Origin of the sequence: Stenotrophomonas sp. TWI1149, from assembly GCF_039673155.1 — a bacterium.
GTDB lineage: Bacteria > Pseudomonadota > Gammaproteobacteria > Xanthomonadales > Xanthomonadaceae > Stenotrophomonas > Stenotrophomonas maltophilia_AA.
The window spans coordinates 72,985-89,088 of the sequence record NZ_JBDJLB010000015.1 but is presented as its reverse complement, the minus strand read 5'-3'; the positions used below and the strand labels follow the sequence as shown (position 1 = coordinate 89,088).

Below are 16,104 nucleotides of genomic sequence, written 5' to 3'. Positions count from 1 at the left end.
ATGCCGCGCGATAGCCGACCAGCGGTCGGCGCTACCGGTTACTTCCTGGCGGGCGCGGCCGCCGGCGCCGGCTCATTCACGATCGCCTCCAGGTCCTTCTGCAGATCCACGAACAGCGGCTGCATCTTGGCCTGGATCGCCACCATCACGTTCTGCATCAGTGCCGGCGTCTTGTCCAACAGACTCTGCCCGGCCGAACTCTCGTAGAACTCGGCCATCGCCAGCACGTCTTCCTTGCTGAACGTCTGCTTGTACAGATCCACGTACATCGGCCGCAGCTCCTTCCAGGACAGCGCCTGGCGCACCGTCTGGCTGGTCCGCTGCTCGATCCGCTGCAGCTGCGCCTGCTGCGTCGCGTCCAGCTGACGCTGCTGCGCCACCTGCTGGAACTGCTGGCGCTGCATCGCCTCGATCTGCGGCAGCATCGTATCGAGCATGCTCTGCGCGCGCGACGCGGCCAGCAGCCGGTTGATGTCGGCATCCGAGGGCGGTGCGGCCAGGGCCGGCGCGATCGCGGCCAGGCCCAGGACCAGGGCCAGAGTGAGGCGGGTCAGGCCGCGGCGGGCCATCGTGCGGATCAGGGACATGGCGGAGCATCCTGCGTTGCGTGGACTGCGGAGAATACCTGCGATGGCGTCATCAGGCCGTAATTGAGGACGTTATCGACGATATCCACGCACGTTGCAGTCCCCCGGCCGGCGGGTCCTCCCCTTACAATGCCGCCCATGGGCAACGGGCCAGTCACCATCAGCGCGCACCTGACGATTCCGGACACGGAACTCGTCGAGCGATTCGTGCGCGCCAGTGGCGCCGGTGGCCAGAACGTCAACAAGGTCTCCACCGCCGTCGAACTGCGCTTCGACGTCGCCGGCTCGCCTTCGTTGCCCGAGCCGTTGCGCGCGCGCCTGCTGGCCCGCCGCGACCGGCGCATGACCGGCGAAGGCGTGCTGGTCATCGATGCACAGCGTTTCCGAACCCAGGACCGTAACCGCGAGGACGCGCGCGATCGACTGGCCGCCTTCATCCAGGCGGGGCTGAGCGTGCCCAAGGCACGCGTGGCCACCAAGCCGACCTACGGGTCGAAACTGCGTCGTCTGGACGCCAAAAAGGGGCGCGCGCAGATCAAGCGCGGGCGCACCACACGCAATTGGGAGTGATTGCTTGAACAACCGAAGTCCGTTGTTGCCGGTGGTTCCGCCGAACATGCCGCAGGTCAAACCGAACCGCTTCCTCCGCTGGCTGGCCCGCTGCACGCTGCGCCTGGGCGGCTGGAAAGTGACCGGCACCCTGCCCGATGTGCCCAAAGTGGTGTTCATCATCGCCCCGCACTCGTCCAACTGGGACGGTTTCTGGGGCATGGCGGCCAAGATCGCGCTGGGCATGCAGGTCAAGGTGCTGGGCAAGGCCTCGCTGTTCTGGTGGCCGCTGGGCCCGCTGCTGCGCAGGCTCGGCGTGATCCCGCTGGACCGCAGTTCGCCGCAGGGCACCGTCGAGCAGGCGGTCAGCCTGATCCGCGGCTCGGACCGCCTGTGGTACGCGATCACCCCGGAGGGCACGCGCAAGGCCGTGCAGCACTGGAAGGCCGGGTTCCTCAAGATCGCGCGCATGGCCGACGTGCCGGTGCTGGCCGCCTATTTCCACTACCCGGAAAAGACCATCGGCATCGGCCCGCTGTTCCATCCCACCGGCAACGACGTGGCCGACATGGCCGCGATCCGCGCGTACTACCGCCCCTGGCAGGGCAAGACCCGCGGCACCGTCTGAGCGCCGCCGCGCGGGTCGGGCGGGATAGCCCCCACGCCCCGCACAGCCAGGCGCCACGACCGGCACATGCCGCCTGCGGGCTTTGGGAGTAGGGTGATCGGCTGCGGGATTTTCCGTCCCGCGCCCTCATCCAAGGAGCCCGTTTCATGTCGCGTACCGTAGTTTTGGCCGCTGCCATCAGCCTGGCGCTGGCGGCCTGTTCCGGCAAGGAGTCCACCCCCGTGACCGATACCCAGCCCGCCCCGACCCAGCAGCCGGCCGATGCCTCCGCCAATCCCCTGTTGAGCGCCAGCACGCTGCCGTTCCAGGCGCCGCCGTTCGACAGGATCAAGGACGGTGACTACCTGCCGGCCTTCAACGAAGGCATGAAGCAGCACCTGGCCGAAGTCCGCAAGATCGCCGACAACCCCGAGCCGGCCACCTTCGACAACACCATCGAAGCGCTGGAGCGCAGCGGCGAGACCCTGACCCGCGTGTCGCGCATCTTCTTCGGCCTGGTCCAGGCCGACACCAACGATGCACGCCAGAAGGTGCAGGAAGAAGTCGCTCCGAAGCTGGCCGAGCACCAGGACGAGATCAACCTCGACCCGAAGCTGTTCGCCCGCATCAAGACCATCTACGACCAGCGCGACGCGCTGGGCCTGGACCCGGTGCAGAAGCGCCTGGTCGAGCGTGACTACCAGGAGTTCGTGCGCGCCGGCGCGCAGTTGAACGATGCCGACAAGGCCTCGCTGCGCAAGCTCAACGTGGAAGAAACCACGCTGGCCACGCAGTTCCACACCCGCCTGGTCGCCGCGACCGCCGCCGGTGCCGTGGTCGTCGATGACAAGGCCAAGCTGGCCGGCCTGGACGAGGATGCGATCAACACCGCCGCCGCCGATGCCAAGGCCCGCAACCTCGAGGGCAAGTACCTGCTGCCGCTGCAGAACACCACCCAGCAGCCGGTGCTCGGCTCGCTGAGCGACCGCGAGCAGCGCGCTGCCGTGCTCAAGGCTTCGGAAACCCGCGCCGAAAAGGGCGACGCCAACGACACCCGCGAGACCATCCAGCGCCTGGCCCAGCTGCGCGCGCAGAAGGCCAAGCTGCTCGGCTTCGAGAACTACGCCGCCTACAGCCTGGCCGACCAGATGGCCAAGACCCCGGCCGCCGCGCTCAAGCTGCTGACCGACACCGTGCCGGCCGCCACCGCCAAGGCGCGTGGCGAGATCAGCGAAATGCAGAAGGTGATCGACGCGCAGAAGGGCGGCTTCAAGCTCGCTGCCTCCGATTGGGACTTCTACGCCGAACAGGTGCGCAAGGCGCAGTACGACCTGGACGAATCGCAGATCAAGCCGTACTTCGAGATGGACAACGTGCTGCAGAACGGCGTCTTCTACGCCGCCACGCAGCTGTACGGCATCACCTTCAAGCCGCGTACCGACATCCCGACCTACCACCCGGACATGAAGGTCTACGAAGTGTTCGACAAGGACGGCACCTCGCTGGCCCTGTTCTACACCGACTACTTCAAGCGTGACAGCAAGTCTGGCGGCGCCTGGATGGATGTGTTCGTCGAACAGGACGGCCTGACCGGTGCCAAGCCGGTGGTCTACAACGTGTGCAACTTCACCAAGCCCGCCGCCGGCCAGCCCGCGCTGCTGAGCTTCGATGACGTGACCACGATGTTCCATGAGTTCGGCCACGCGCTGCATGGCATGTTCTCGAAAGTGAAGTACCCGTCCATCGCCGGTACCAGCACCTCGCGCGACTTCGTCGAGTTCCCCTCGCAGTTCAACGAGCACTGGGCGCTGGACCCGAAGGTCTTCGCCAACTACGCCAAGAACTACAAGACCGGCGAGCCGATGCCACAGGCGCTGGTCGACAAGATCCTCAAGGCGCGCACCTTCAACCAGGGCTATGCGACCACCGAGTACCTCTCGGCCGCACTGCTCGACCTGGCCTGGCACACTCAGCCGGCCGACGCCAAGCTGCAGGACGTCGCCCCGTTTGAAGCGGCCGCGCTGAAGAAGTTCAAGGTGGACCTGCCGCAGGTGCCGCCGCGCTACCGCACCAGCTACTTCGATCACATCTGGGGTGGCGGGTATTCGTCCGGCTACTACGCCTACTTCTGGGCCGAAGTGCTCGACCATGACGCCTTCGAGTGGTTCAAGGAGAACGGCGGCCTGACCCCGGAGAACGGCCAGGTGTTCCGCGACAAGATCCTCTCGCGCGGGAACAGCGTGGAGCTGGCCGATCTGTACCGCGAGTTCCGCGGCAAGGATCCGTCGGTGGAACCGCTGCTGGTCAATCGTGGCCTGAAATAATCGCGGCATCCCGGTAGGTACCGACCGTTGGTCGGTACGCCTGCCACCGGTACACGCTGAAACGAAAACGGCAGGGGAAACCCTGCCGTTTTTTTTGGGGCTGCTGCTCCGCTGGGTCGGGCGCTGGGCCCCTATGCCCTTTCCGGCGAATGTCCTCCGGCGTCGGCCTGCGGCCGCCCCCTCCCCCTTTATTTCGCCTCCAAGGGCATAGGGGCCCAGCGCCCGCCCCACCGACCCCGCGCATCACGTCCCTACGTGCACGCCTTCGGCGATCTCACTGCACCCCAGGTGATCCAGCGCGATCTCCAGCGCGTGCATGTAGCTCTGCGCGCAGTATCCGCGCGCCACCCCGATGCGCTGGCCCACGTCCGCCGGCAGGCACGCCTCGGGGGCGCGCGCGTCGTCGTCGTGCACTTCCACGTAGGCGTTGTGCAGATGCGGCAGCAGACGCTGCAGGCGCGCGCTGTCCACGCACGCACCGGGATCGAGCAGGGTGACTTCGCCGCGGCTGTGATCGGCCACGCGCAGCGCATCCAGCAGCTCCTGCTCCGAGCCGCAGGCGCGGATCGCCACCGTGGTGCCCGCATCGATCGCGCGATGCACCAGTGATTTCAGGACCAGCGCCGGCAGCGGCTGCGCGGTACGGATCAGCTGCCCGGCCGCTTCCGGCCCACGGATGATGAAGATCGACATGGCTCAGCCCTCCACGGCCTGCAGGCGATGAGCGGCGATCGCCAACGACAGGCGACACGCATCCTGGCGGCCGCTGCTGCACACCACCCGCGCGGCCGGGGCATGCTGCGGATGCAGGTGCTCGTCCAGCGCGTCGTCGTCGTTGCTGGCCATCTCGATGTACGGCGCCGGCAGATCCTCCAGCGCGGTGCGCAGCGCCTGGCCATAACGGGCCCACTGCGGTGCATCGACCGCCGCGGTGGCGATCAGGACCAGCGCCGGACGGCTGCGCTGGGCACGCTGCAGGCAGCGCACCAGCGCCGGCAGGGAGTCGCAGTCGCGGCAGGCCAGGCGGTGCCCGGCGACCCGCGCAGGCAGCGGCGACGCGTCCGGCACGGCGTTCGACGGTGTATGCCGGATCAGCAGGATGGTCATGGAGCGTCTCTTCGAAGCGCCCTTCGGCGCGGTGTCGCCACGATGCGGCCGCGCCCCGTAAAACCGCGATGCCGACCCGGCCGGCCCGGCGTAAACAGTGCGTAGCTTTTTCGGACCTGGCCAGGGAACTTGCCCGCCTCCCGTCCGGTCACAGCCACACACTCCCTGGAGCGCCCGTATGGCCACCCCCGCCGCCGCCTCTGCCCCCGCCGACCACCGCCTGCTGCGCTGGCTCAAGAAAGAAGCCCTGCCGCTGCTGGTCATGCTCGGCCTGCTCGCGGCGGCGCGCGACACCTTGGCCAACCACTACCAGGTGCCCAGCGGCTCGATGCAGCACACGCTGATGCCCGGCGACCGGGTGGTGGTGGACATGCGCGCCTACGGCGTGCGCCTGCCGTTCACCTCGGTGGAGCTGCTGCACACCGGCCAGCCGCAGCGCGGTGACGTGGCGGTATTCGATTCGCCGCAGGACGGCACCCGCCTGATCAAGCGCATCGCGGCGGTCGGCGGGGATCGGGTCGAGCTGCACGACGGCCACTTGAGCATCAACGGCCATCCGCTGGCCCAGGCCGGCGTCGGCGAAATCGAAGACTTCGGCCAACATCTGGCGCAGCTGGATCTGGGCCAGGGCGGCGGGCCCGACATCACCGGGCTGACCGTCCCGGCGGGCGAGGTGCTGATGCTCGGCGACCACCGCGGCAACAGCGCCGACGGCCGCTTCTTCGGCCTGGTCCAGGCCAGCGCGCTGTATGGCAAGGCATCGCACGTCTACTACCGGCGCGGCGAAGGCCTGACGTGGCAGGCGCTGTAATCCCGGCCGTGATCTGAATCGATATCTGGATCGTCTCGATCCAGACCTATCAGGTTATGGATCGACCTGTCCGCGCTGCCTATCCTGAGCGCTGACTCCTCGCTCCGGCCCGTCCACGCGGGCCTTACCGGCATGAATGGCGACACCGCAGCGGTTCCCGACCGCAGCCCCCCGACCACCACCGCAGCGCCGGCCGGCGACCAGATCCATCAGGGCACCCCGGCGTTCCGGCGCACGGCGGCCGCGCTGTTCCTGGCCGGCTTCTCCACCTTCGGGCTGCTCTACACGGTGCAGCCGCTGCTGCCCGAATTCAGTCGCCACTTCGGTGTCTCCGCGGCCAACAGTGCGCTGACCCTGTCGCTGACCACCGGTCTGCTGGCGGTCTCCATGCTGATCGCGGGATTGATCTCCGACCGCATCGGGCGCCGCAGCGTGATGGTCGCGGCGCTGCTGGCGTCCAGCGTGTTGTCCGTCGCCACGGCGATGGTGGATGACTGGACTACGCTGCTGGTGCTGCGCACGCTGCTCGGCATCGCGCTCAGTGGCGTACCGGCGGTGGGCATGACCTACCTCGCCGAAGAAATGGACAGCCGCGCGCTGGGCCTGGCGATGGGCCTGTACATCGGCGGCAACGCGATCGGCGGCATGAGCGGTCGTCTCATCGCGGGCATCGTGGCCGACCATTGGGGCTGGCGCTGGGGTATCGGCGTGGTGTCGCTGATCGCGCTGCTCAGTACCGTGCTGCTGTGGATCCAGCTGCCGCCGTCGCGCCACTTCCAGCGCCGCCGTGGCGGCCTGCGCGAACTGCCCGCGCGCTGGCGCAGTCTGTTCGGCGATCCCGGCCTGCCGTGGTTGTTCGCCACCGCCTTCGTGTTGATGGGCGTGTTCGTCACCCTCTACAACTACCTCGGTTTCCACCTGCTGGCGCCGCCCTACGGCCTCAGCCAGACCGTGGTCGGCCTGATCTTCAGCGTGTACCTGGTCGGCACCTTCAGCTCGGCCTGGATGGGGCAGCAGGCCAACCGCCATGGCCGCAGCCGCGTGCTGGCGATCTGCTACGGGCTGATCGCGCTGGGCATCGTGCTGCTGGCGATGCCGTGGCTGGGCTGCATGGCCGCCGGCATCGCCTTGGTCACGTTCGGCTTCTTCGGCGGTCACTCGGTGGCCAGCAGCTGGGTCGGCAGCCGCGCCGGTGCGATGCGGGCCGAAGCATCCGCCCTGTACCTGTTCGCCTACTACCTGGGTTCCAGCGTGGCCGGTGTGCTCGGCGGCGTGTTCTACACGCACTGGGACTGGCTGGGCGTGTGCGGCTTCGTCGGCGTACTGACCGTGGCCGGTGGCGTGATCGCCTGGCGCTTGGGGCAACGCGTGCAACCGGGCACCGCCGCGCTCGCGCTCAGCCGCTGACACCCTGCAGCAGACGGGTGAAGTGCCCGATCAACGGCGACGCCGCACCCCGCCGGCAGGCGACGTGCACTTCCGAACTGGCGGCACGATCACTGAGCGCGACGAAGCGCGCCCCGTCCACCTGGATATGGCTGCACGAGGCGGGCAGTACCGTCACGCCCAGGCCCGAGGCCGCCAGGCTGATCAGCGTCGAAGCTTCCCCGGCTTCCTGCACGATGCGCGGCGTGAAGCCGGCGCTGCGGCACAACGCGATGAAATGATCGTGGATGCCCGCGCCGACCTCGCGCAGGAAACCGACGAACGGCTCATGCGCGAACAGCCGTAGCGCCACCGCCGCATCGGCGGGGAGATCACGCACCAGCGGATGCTGGTCGTGCACCACCAGCGCCAGCGGATCACTGAACAGTTTGCGTGACATCAGCGGCGCGGGCAGGGCACGTTTGCGGATCAACCCGACATCCAGTTCGCCGGCCATCAGCGCATCGATCTGCTGCAGGGTGTTCATCTCGCGCAGCTTCAACTGCACCTGCGGGAACTGCTGGCGGTAGGCGAAGATCGCACGCGGAATCTGCGTGGACAGCGGCGTCGCCCGGGTCAGCCCGATGCGCAGCTCACCGGTTTCCCCGCGCTGCGCGCGCTGGGTCAGATCGATCGCGCTCTCCACCCGCGCCAGCACCTCGCGCGCCTGTTCCTGCAGCACGCGCCCGGCGTCGGTGAGTTCCACGCGGCGGTTCGCACGCAGGAACAACCGCGCGCCGAGCAGCGTTTCCAGCTGACGGATCTGCTGGCTGAGCGGTGGCTGCGACATCCCCAGCCGCTCGGCCGCCCGACCGAAGTGCAGCGTCTCGGCGACGGCCAGGAAGTAGCGCAGGTGGCGGAGTTCGATGGACATGGGGAGATTATGGCCTTCCGCACACAGGAGCCTCCAATACAACCGATAGGGGGGTGTGGCTTGGAAAGGGAACGATGAGTCACGACAGTCGAGTTAGATGGTTCGCGGGGACGAGCTGCATCTCAGCTACCTGCCATGAAGCCAGTGCCGCTTAGTCCATCTTTTCTCTCGCCGGCCGGTCGAGATGCATCGCCTGCGGCACACGCACGGCACGTGTGTACTTCGCGTGAACGAACAAATACACTCAACGTGAACGAGACGTGCGAGCCCATCAAGGTCGCCACCGTAATCCATTGGACTGGATAGAGGAAGGAATCGAGCATGATGCTCAGTGCAAATGACACCCGGAAACGACTGGTCATCATCGCAACCGCGCTAATTGGAACCACAGCGACCGCAGCGTGGTCCGAAGAAGGCAAGACTGTTGACTATGAGGCCATTCAAGTATTGGCATCGAAGGTAAGGCCCGAGACAGTGGGTTTTTCTGGCGGAATCGGTGGTGGAGGCAGGAATTTCGGCGATCCATCATTAACCCCGGCTCCGATCCAAGTAAGTACGGATACTGCTCAAGAGACGGACAGCCGGGATCCATGTGGCAGTGAGTCCCAGCCGGGCACACAAGGAGCCGGCAACCCTGTCGTCCTATACACCGGCAACAAGATCGAGATAGAGACTGATTTCACCAGTGCTGGTGAGATGGGTCTCTACCTACAGCGCAGCTACAACCACCACTGGAGCGCTACAGGTCTGTTTGGCCATCATTGGCTGAGCAACTTTGACTACTCGCTTATCCTGTCCGACGGAGATGACCTCGCTTGGCTACAACGCCCCGATGGGCGTCGGCTCAAGTTTCTACGAGACCTCTCGTCCGGCCGCTGGTACGACGACAGAGCACAGCCGGTTGCCTATATTGAGCGACACGCCGATGGCAGTTTTACCGTGCACAACGAAGAGCGCGGCACCGAGAAGTACAATGCGCAAGGGTATATTACGCAGCGGAAGAACGAGCAGGGTGTAGCCTGGAACTTCATCTACAGCAATCGCTATCTGCAGAAGGTTACACACTCCTCCGGCCGCAGCGTTCAGTTCACCTGGACAAACGGCCAACTTACCCAGGTCGTTGACCCAGCCGGAAACGCGATTCGCTACAGCTACACGCCGAACGTCTTTGCGGGTTCACGCGCCCGGCTCGCGAGTACGACGCTGCCGGGCGCGCCAGCCACCACGATCAGCTATCACTACGAGGATGGCCGCTATCCCGGAGGACTTACCGGCAAGTCATTCAACGGGATTCGCTACTCGACCTTTGCCTACGATGATCAGCGGCGCACAATCCGCACCGAACACGCGGGCGGCGTTGAACGAAATGAATTCAGCTACAACGTACTGTCAAGCGAACAGGTCACGCCGCCGCCGCCGCCCCTACGGCCGGGCGCTGAAATAGGTAATCCCGATACGGGCTGGTGCGAGTATGACGCGCGCGCAGGCTACGTCTGCTATGAAGCGCATGTGCCCAGCTCTGGACGCAGCGTGTCTACGGTGGGAGCGGCCTCGATCAACCTGACCAAAACACGCGCCATCAAGATGAGCGTCACCCATACCAATCCCTTGGGTAGGCGCACTACTTACGTCTACGAAAACGGCAAGCTGATTTCGGTGGCAGGAGACCAGTCGCCAAGGTGCTCAGCAAGTTACAAAGAGCTGACCTACGACAGCAATGGTCTACCGGACATCCTGTCGGATTTCCAAGGCACGTTGACTGACTATGACTATGACGCGCAAGGGCGTGAGGTCAGGAAAGTTCAGGCCGCAGGAACGCCGCTCGCGCGCACGATCGAAACGACTTGGAACGCACAACACCGCATTGTGAGTGAGAAGATCGTAGGGGTGCGTCAATCTGATTACAAATATGACACGCGCGGCAACATCACGTCGATCGTCCGCCGAAACCTCACACAGTACGGTGTTCCCAATCAGAAACACGCCACCAACTACGTACACAGCTATCACGGTAACGGTTTAAGAGCTTCCTTGAAGGTAGACGGACCACTCGAACAAGATGATGTTACGTACAGGTACAGCACGCAAGGCGATCTGTTGAGTGTGACGAACGCGCTGGGCCACGTCACCACTTATGGCGACTACAACAGTTTTGGTATGCCCGGCCGCGTAACGAACGCCAACGGGCATGTGACAGAGGTGAGCTATGATAATCGAGGCAGGTTGATATCGCGGCGATCGATGGTGGGCAATGCATGGGCCGCCACAACCCTCGCTTATGACGGTGCGGGAAACCTCGCCAGCACTACTCAGCCAGATGGCGTGACCGTACGCTACGACTACGATGCTGCAAAACGCCTGCAGACCCAAGTCAAACCGCAAGGTGATGGTACCTATGCATGGACCCGGTACACGTATGACGCCGCCTCCAACATTACCCGCACCGAGGTGCTGCACAATGATTACGCCGCTGATACCGCTGTCGTAGGGTACGTCGACCAGGTCGCACACGACGCGCAGTGGAACTGGTCTGTGCGGGGCTGGGCGTGTACTACCGGATCCAATACTCCTATCCAGGTCGAAGTGTTCTCAGAGCGGGGCACTCTTCTCGGGGCTACCACTGCGAACCTAGCGAGCAGCGCTGCTGTCGCATCAGCCTGCCAAGCGACTGGCAGTGCATACAGCTTCCAGGTGCCAATCTCGCTCGCACATCGGCAGCAGTTTGGTGGGCAGAAGATTCTCGTGCACGGGCTGTCGCCCAGAGGAAGTGCATACCACCGCGCCATTGGAAACTCAGGCGCACTGGCGATCCCAATGGCGCAGGTCACCGGGCAGATCACTGGCGTTTCCAAAGACCAGAATTGGAACTACTTCGTTGAGGGATGGGCCTGCTCCATTGGCTCCGCTGGCTCCATTCCTGTGCATATCTATGTAGGTGGAGCGGCGGGATCTGGTGTACACGCGCTCACTGGAAACGCAAACCTAGCAAGTGACTCCGCCATATCCAAATCGTGCCAGTCCAACGGAAAGCATCGTTTCCGCATACCGCTGGACTACGGCGTCCGACAGGCACATGGCGGAAAGAGTATTCATGTCCATGGGATATCGCCATCAGGCGGGCCAAATTTGGTTATTGGTGGATCTGGCAGCCAATCTGTTCCGACGTACATCAAGTCAGTGAAGATCTACTACGGTGCGGATAAGGAAAATATTGTCAATGGTGAGTCGACCGTTCTACGCGGAACTGCGGAAAATACCGGGAATGTCGTTTGGCAAGCAGATAACTATATTCTTTGGGGGGAAGATCAGCAGGTCAATCAAAGAATATCACTGACGACCCCTATATATCCCGGTCAGTCTTTCTATTTTGATAGTACTATCGCTCCACCTAACCACAGCAGCTTTACCCGTCAGGTAAGCTATATCGCGATAATGGCAAGTGGTTCTGGAACTTGGGGGACGCACGGACACGCAATCGTCTATGTAGCGCCCTATTACGACCCACCATCGTGTGATTTCGGCCAAGACTGCGAAGAGGTCATCAGCTTCATGCGGAAGTCCACCCTCCAGGAAGGAGCGCCCTGATGTCCACCATGCTGCTTACACTGATGGCGTTGAACACCGTCGTGGCCAGCGTCGAGTACGAATACGACGAACTGGGGCGCGTCATAGCCGAGCGCGGTAACAGTGGCCAGAACGTTCGCTATGGCTATGACATGGAGGGGCGATTGTTGCAAGTGATCGACTCGCAGAATCGTATTACCCGCATGGAATACGATGTACTTGGCAGGATGACTAAACAGATCGACGCCGCCGGCGGAGTGACAAGCTTGACCTACGACAAGGTGGATCAAGTCACCAGCGTAAAGGACCCGCGCAACCTGCTCACTACCTATGAGTACGACGGATTTGGACAGCTCTGGAAACAGAGCAGTCCCGACACCGGCGTCACGGGTCATCAGTACAACCCCAGCGGCCTGCGGACGGGTACAACGCGCAACGATGGCAGTACGACGTCCTTTACCTATGACGGATTGGGAAGGCTTACTACGATCAACTCCGATGGTCAGCAGCACAGCTACACCTATGACTGGTGCAGTTGGGGCTTAGGGCGCCTTTGTGGCTTGGGGGCTCCAGATACCGCGACGCACTTTGCCTACAACCCTGCGGGTGAGATTCTGATACGACGGGATTGGATCATCGCAGGTGGGGTAACGACCGATCACAGTACCACCTACGGCTTTGACGGGATTGGCAGGCCCAGCAAGATCACTTATCCCAATGGAAACATCGTTGACTATAAGTACGGTGTCGGCGGTCGACTCGGTACGATGTCCGTCACCATCAACGGTGTGACCAAGCCGGTGATTACAGCCGCGAGCTACAAAGCCACGGGTGCTCGAAATAGCCTCTCTTACGGCAATGGTCTTGTACGTGGATACGGCCACGATCTGGACGGTCGCCTCACCTCCATGTCTGTCCGCCGAAAGGACAACACCGCACTGAGCGCCTGGGGCTACCAGCACAGCGCGGACAATGAGATCACCCGGATAAGTGACGGGGTCTCGCCGGACATGACGCAGGTCATTGGCTACGACGCGCTGAGTCGCCTGACCAAGCTGACGCGATTCGGCGTGATCAACCAGCTTTCGTACGATGCGGGCGGAAACCATGATCGCTACCAGGCGGGAAGCTCGCTAACCCAGTACAGCATTGATCCTTACAGCAACCGCGTACTGAACTACACCAGTGACGGTGTAAGTCGCCAGTACCAGTACGACGCAGTGGGCAACCGCATCAGCGAAACAAGTGGGTCGCGTGTTCAGACCTACACCTACAGCCCTTTCAACCGGATGACTCAAGCTAACGTCAATGGGGCCGTGACGAACTATATGCTCAATGCGCAAGGTCAGCGTGTAGCGAAGCTCAACGCAAGTACGAGCCGCTACTACTACGCGGGGCAGAATCAGCTGACATCGGAGCTGACGGACGGTACTTGGACGAACTACCTTTGGTTTGGCGGCGAGCTGGTAGGCCTGGACCGTGGTGGCCAAGTTAACTTCGTACACACTGATCATCTGGGACGGCCTGAATTTGCTACGAGCGCCAGCCAGCAGACGGTGTGGAAGGCGTACAACTACGCCTATGGCCGAAGTGTTCAGCAGGACAGCATCGGTGGGCTGAATATTGGGTTCCCGGGCCAGTACCACGATGCCGAAACGGGGCTCTGGTACAACGGATTCAGGGATTACGACGCAAGCATTGCGCGGTATGTGCAGAGTGATCCAATTGGTCTCCAGGGTAGATTGAATACCTATAGCTACGCGCTTGGCAATCCGATAAGTCGAATTGACCCATTTGGGCTGCGTGATTGCGTGTGCGGAGCATCTACGGCCAGCAAGGAAATTAGTTCAAAAAAGATAAGTGCCGACGAGGCAGTTGACAGAAATAAGAGCAACACTGAAGGGCTTGGTTTTGTTTCCAATGTAATTGGTACTGCGATAGCGATATGGGGACCTAAGAATAAAGCGGTTGGTGCGGCCGCGGGCTGGGCGGTTTCATCCGCAGTTGAGGGTCTGTCAAACACACCAACAATTTACGGAGGTTACGTTGAAACAACGACAGTCAGTCAAGGAAGTCGAGGTGGTTTCGCAGTCGACTACCAGATGAAAGACAGGGATGGAAACGTTGTCATGGAAAATTCAGTCGAGAAGTGTGAGTGATATGACACCAAAAACCTTGGGGCGGGTTACGATGCTCGCCAAAGTTCTGTCTGTAGTCTTGGTGGTTCGCTTCCAGAGCAAGGCTTCAAGTATTTACAAGCAGCTCAGACAGTGCGTTTCGGAGTCGGTTGATTTGAAGATGGCTGAAATGTGTCAAAACTATCCAGAGTCAATTGATTTCTACTTGAATATGATGCTTGGTTCATTTATTGCAACCATGCTTGTTTATTACTTGATTGACAGGGTTGAAGCGAAATACGTTCTTCGTAAATGATTTTACAAGCGATGAAGGAGTGATTTGATCTAAATGGGATGGGTTCTGCCGTCTTTGGCTGGGTGGGATCCACACGTTGGAATAGAGATGGCGAATGCGTCTGCTCAGGACGTCCCAAATCGTCGGGGTCATCCGGCTGCGGCAGTCATCGGGCTGCCGCAGAAATAGGCTGATCAATTTGTTCGTTGGGTAATTCAGAACGTGATATTTGAAGGCCGGTCCCGGTAGAGCGCTCGGCCTCGAGTGAGAGGGTCTACGCCGCCTGGGGAATCCACTTTCTCCCAATGAACATGCCATCGTCCTGTAGGCGTGGATGGCATGCCTGATTCCTAGAATGACGCTTGTCGTCTTAAAGGGATAAAAAAAGCGCACACTCTGAGCCTTCGAGGTCCCGTTCCGCGGCGGGCGACTGTTGCGATGGTATTGAAGTATCCAAGCCCAACGCTCCAAATGCCCACTCTCGTGATGGCCGTGGGACTGAGCAGGCCCGGCTGGATCAACTCGATGAACGCCGGAGGGTGAGATCGTCATTGCTTTTACCAAGAACGCAGACGCTGAGGCTTCTGACATCCTTGCTTGGGACGTGGTCAACGCACTTGCATCGTAATGTTAGGTGCGCCCTGTCCCAGAGGTCCAAGGCGCTAAGAAGTTACAGGATTGCCGGCCTGAGGCGTGAGGCGTGAGCGCAATGCGCGTGAGAGCCATTGAGCGCTCAATGAGCGAGTTATGGCACTGGTCCAGGAAGTAAGGGCCTTTGTACTCTGCTTGAGACACCCCACAATCGCCTCACCGCTCCGAATGTCCACTCTCGTCATAGCTGCGCGGACTGAACAGGTCCGGCTGGATCAGCTCGATGAATGCCCGCGCCTGCGGTGACAGGAAACGCCCGCGCCGCACGATCACGCCATAACTCCGCTCCGGGAACCACGCACTCATCGAGCGCGTCACCAGCTTTTCGCGGTCGGCATCGTGGAGACAGAGCGCCGGCACGATCGAGATGCCCATGCCCATCGCGACGTACTGCTTGATCACTTCCCAGCCGCCGACCTCCAGCGCCACGGTGTAGGGCAGCCGATGCCGCTGGAACACCTGGTCCACCAGCCGGTAGGTGATCTGGCGTTTGGGCGGCAGCACCAGCGGGTACTGCGAGATCGCCTCCAGGCTCAGTTCGCCATGCGCCAGTGGATGATCGGGCGGGGCGATCAGCACCTGCTCGAAGCGATAGGCCGGGGCGTAGCTGAGATCGGCCGGCACGTCGGTCATCGAGCCCACCGCCAGGTCCGCCGCATCGCTGCGCAGCAGGTCGGTGCCGTCGGCGCTGATCGCGTTGTGCAGGGTCAGGCGGACGTCCGGGTGGCGCTGGCGGAAGCGCTCCACGATGCGCGGCAGCAGGTACAGGATGGTCGAGCTGTTGGCCGCGATGTTGAGCTCGCCGGCATCCAGCCCCTTCACCTTGTCGCGGAAGCTGGCCTCCAGCCCGTCCAGGTTCTCCACCAGCGGCAGCGCCATGTCATACAGCAGCTGGCCTTCGCGGCTGGGCACCAGGCGGCGGCCGCTGCGTTCGAACAGGTTGACCCCGAGTTCGCGCTCCAGGGCCTGCAACTGCTGGCTGACGGCGGGCTGGCTGACGAACAGCGCCTCAGCGGCCCGTGAGACCGAGCCGAGGCGGACCGTCTGACAGAACGCCCGCAGCGGCTTGAGCCGGTCGGATTTGTAGGAAAATCGGGGACTTGGCGTGCGCGGCGTGGTCATGGCGTCATGAGTATAAGCACATCTTATGTAAGGCATTGCAATAACTGCTTTGTCAAATATCGGCACGGCGG

General features: G+C 62.5%; 13 protein-coding genes. 8 read left to right on the top strand and 5 right to left on the bottom strand.

Features of this window, described 5'->3' with window-relative positions; genetic code table 11:
• Positions 1–38: 38 nt before the first annotated feature.
• Positions 39–569 (bottom strand): DUF2059 domain-containing protein, encoded by a 531-nt coding sequence (locus ABE424_RS16635; protein ID WP_346491774.1) that lies wholly within the window; start codon positions 567–569, stop codon positions 39–41.
• Between the two features lie 156 nt (positions 570–725).
• Between ABE424_RS16635 and arfB the strand changes: the two genes are divergently transcribed.
• From arfB to dcp, 3 genes are all read left to right on the top strand, one after another.
• Entirely contained in the window at positions 726–1,157 is a 432-nt protein-coding gene (arfB, locus tag ABE424_RS16630; protein WP_121044396.1) for an alternative ribosome rescue aminoacyl-tRNA hydrolase ArfB, read from the top strand.
• A gap of 46 nt (positions 1,158–1,203) precedes the next feature.
• Positions 1,204–1,764, top strand: coding sequence for a lysophospholipid acyltransferase family protein (locus ABE424_RS16625; RefSeq protein WP_346488516.1), 561 nt, complete (start codon positions 1,204–1,206; stop codon positions 1,762–1,764).
• A 146-nt stretch (positions 1,765–1,910) separates the two neighbouring features.
• Positions 1,911–4,067: a peptidyl-dipeptidase Dcp gene (dcp, locus tag ABE424_RS16620; protein WP_346491753.1), complete on the top strand. Its 2,157-nt coding sequence runs from the start codon at positions 1,911–1,913 to the stop codon at positions 4,065–4,067.
• A gap of 243 nt (positions 4,068–4,310) precedes the next feature.
• Here the strand turns inward: dcp and ABE424_RS16615 are convergent, their stop codons facing one another.
• A complete protein-coding gene (locus ABE424_RS16615) occupies positions 4,311–4,760 on the bottom strand; it encodes a 3-dehydroquinate dehydratase (protein ID WP_046272278.1) in 450 nt (149 codons plus the stop codon).
• Between the two features lie 3 nt (positions 4,761–4,763).
• Complete coding sequence (locus tag ABE424_RS16610; protein ID WP_046272279.1) at positions 4,764–5,174, bottom strand: hypothetical protein; 411 nt, start codon at positions 5,172–5,174, stop codon at positions 4,764–4,766.
• Positions 5,175–5,352: 178 nt separating this feature from the next.
• On the opposite strand from ABE424_RS16610, the gene lepB reads away from it, so the two are divergent.
• Complete coding sequence (gene lepB / locus ABE424_RS16605; RefSeq protein ID WP_346491752.1) at positions 5,353–5,985, top strand: signal peptidase I; 633 nt, start codon at positions 5,353–5,355, stop codon at positions 5,983–5,985.
• Positions 5,986–6,117: 132 nt separating this feature from the next.
• Positions 6,118–7,392 (top strand): MFS transporter, encoded by a 1,275-nt coding sequence (locus ABE424_RS16600; RefSeq protein ID WP_176990207.1) that lies wholly within the window; start codon positions 6,118–6,120, stop codon positions 7,390–7,392.
• Here the strand turns inward: ABE424_RS16600 and ABE424_RS16595 are convergent.
• A complete protein-coding gene (locus tag ABE424_RS16595) occupies positions 7,382–8,284 on the bottom strand; it encodes a LysR substrate-binding domain-containing protein (RefSeq protein WP_346491751.1) in 903 nt (300 codons plus the stop codon). The two genes, ABE424_RS16600 and ABE424_RS16595, sit on opposite strands and share 11 nt — an antisense overlap.
• Positions 8,285–8,605: 321 nt before the next feature.
• On the opposite strand from ABE424_RS16595, the gene ABE424_RS16590 reads away from it, so the two are divergent.
• Genes ABE424_RS16590 through ABE424_RS16580 form a run of 3 tightly spaced genes read left to right on the top strand, consistent with a single transcriptional unit; the run spans position 8,606 to position 14,281 of the window.
• The gene (locus ABE424_RS16590) at positions 8,606–11,869 is read left to right on the top strand and encodes a DUF6531 domain-containing protein (RefSeq protein WP_346491750.1); all 3,264 of its coding nucleotides are present in this window, start codon (positions 8,606–8,608) and stop codon (positions 11,867–11,869) included.
• On the top strand, positions 11,869–14,007 hold the full coding sequence (locus tag ABE424_RS16585) for an RHS repeat-associated core domain-containing protein (protein WP_346491749.1): 2,139 nt from the start codon (positions 11,869–11,871) through the stop codon (positions 14,005–14,007). The genes ABE424_RS16590 and ABE424_RS16585 overlap by 1 nt, the downstream gene beginning before the upstream one ends.
• On the top strand, positions 14,000–14,281 hold the full coding sequence (locus ABE424_RS16580; RefSeq protein WP_346491748.1) for a hypothetical protein: 282 nt from the start codon (positions 14,000–14,002) through the stop codon (positions 14,279–14,281). Before ABE424_RS16585 ends, ABE424_RS16580 begins: the two co-directional genes overlap by 8 nt.
• A 786-nt stretch (positions 14,282–15,067) precedes the next feature.
• Here the strand turns inward: ABE424_RS16580 and ABE424_RS16575 are convergent.
• Positions 15,068–16,033 carry a LysR substrate-binding domain-containing protein gene (locus tag ABE424_RS16575; protein WP_346488372.1) on the bottom strand — a complete coding sequence of 322 codons (966 nt, stop codon included), beginning with the start codon at positions 16,031–16,033 and terminating at the stop codon, positions 15,068–15,070.
• Positions 16,034–16,104: the final 71 nt, after the last annotated feature.